We start from the raw sequence: 1,612 nt of genomic DNA on the forward strand, positions 1-1,612 counted from the left end.
CGGCCTCGGCCCGAAACGTCGTGCGTACCTGCGTCAAGCCGGGCTGCCGCTGCGCCTCCGCGGTGTGCTGGATGGCCTCACGGGCGGTCCACCAGCCCGGGCCGTCCTGGATTCCCGCGGCGGCATCGAGGATGGTGACCGAGCCCCAGCCGATGCCGAACCGGACGTCGATGTCGGGGCCGACGGCCAGCCGCAGCGTCAGGGCGGCATCGATCGCGGAGCCGACGGTCGGGTAACTGCCCTGGAACTCGTCGCCGACGGTGAACGCGGGCGGGCCGATAGCTTCGGCGGCGACGTGTCGCAGGGCGGCCGCCAGGCTCCCATGCAGCTTCGAGCGGTCGGTGGCACGCCGGGAACCGACGACGTCACCGATGAGCGTCGCCCGTGATGAAGGACCCAGCTTCATCCGAGCCATTTGAAGAGTATAGCTTAATCATGCGAGGATTTAGCTATACGCTTTATCGAGGCGTTACACCTCTTCGATGAGAGCCGACGCCGCCTGCAGGTGCCGGACCGCGTCGCGCACGATCGACTCGATCAGTTCGGCGCACGACGGCAGGTCCTCGAGGATGCCGGCCACCTGGCCGGAAGCCAGCACGCCGGCGTCGGTGTTGCCGTCCACCAGCCCGGCTTTCAACAGCATCGGGGTATTGGCCGCCATCACCACCTGAGACCAGGTCAGCTCCTTGCCGTGCCGCATCGCCAGGCCGTCGCTGATCATCGACCGCCAGGTCATCTGCGACATGTGCTTGAACTTGGCGGCATTGCGCACGGCCGCGGTCAGGCCCCGCACCGGCGAACCACCTTCCAGCTTCTCCACCAAACCGGTGCGCAGCACCCGGTGCGGCATCCCGTCCACCCGGGTGGTGACCACCGTGCCGTCCAGCGCCGATTCGAGGTAACGGCGCTTGACCGCGTCGGGCACCGTCGAATCCGAGGTGAGCAGAAACCGGGTGCCCATCGCGACGCCGGCGGCGCCATAGCTCAGCGCGGCCGCCAGACCGCGTCCGTCGAAGAATCCGCCCGCCGCGATCACCGGAATGCCGCTGCCCTGCACGGCGTCGAGCACCGAGGGCAGCAGCAGCGTGGTGGCGACCGGGCCGGTGTGCCCACCACCCTCGCCGCCCTGCACGATCATCGCGTCGGCGCCCCAGCCGGCGACCTTGCGGGCGTGCTTGGCCGCGCCGATCGACGGAATCACCACGACGCCGGCCTCTTTCAGCCGCGCGATGAGCTCCTGCTTGGGCGCCAGTGCGAAGGAGGCCACCTTGACGCCCTCGCGGATCATCAGGTCCACGCGATCGCCGGCGTCTGCGGCGTCGGCGCGAATGTTGACGCCGAACGGCTTATCCGTGGCGGCCTTGACCTTGGCGATGGCCGTCGCCAGTTCGTCCAGCGTCATGGTGGCCGAGGCCAGGATGCCGAGCCCGCCGGCGTTGGCCGTGGCGGACACCAGCCGCGCGCCGGCCACCCAGCCCATCCCGGTCTGGACCACCGGGTGCTCGACACCGACCAGCTCGGTCAGCGGCGTGCGCAGCTTCGTAACCACCGTCAGCGGATCTCTCTGTCGCGCAGCGACTTCGGGTCGATGACCTCGCGGATCAGGCGCAGC

At 69.5% G+C, this 1,612-nt stretch carries 2 protein-coding genes; both read right to left on the reverse strand.

What is annotated here, in order from left to right; all coding sequences use genetic code 11:
- Nucleotides 1-415 (reverse strand): SatD family protein (locus A5659_RS04130; RefSeq protein ID WP_231997728.1); only part of this gene is annotated, 415 nt, incomplete at its 3' end.
- A gap of 54 nt (nt 416-469) precedes the next feature.
- Nucleotides 470-1,549, reverse strand: coding sequence for a (3aS,4S,5R,7aS)-5-hydroxy-7a-methyl-1-oxo-octahydro-1H-indene-4-carboxyl-CoA dehydrogenase (ipdC, locus tag A5659_RS04135; RefSeq protein ID WP_066877466.1), 1,080 nt, complete (start codon nt 1,547-1,549; stop codon nt 470-472).
- Between the last annotated feature and the right edge of the window lie 63 nt (nt 1,550-1,612).

This window comes from Mycobacterium sp. 1165196.3, from assembly GCF_001673415.1.
Classification (GTDB): Bacteria; Actinomycetota; Actinomycetes; order Mycobacteriales; family Mycobacteriaceae; genus Mycobacterium; species Mycobacterium europaeum_A.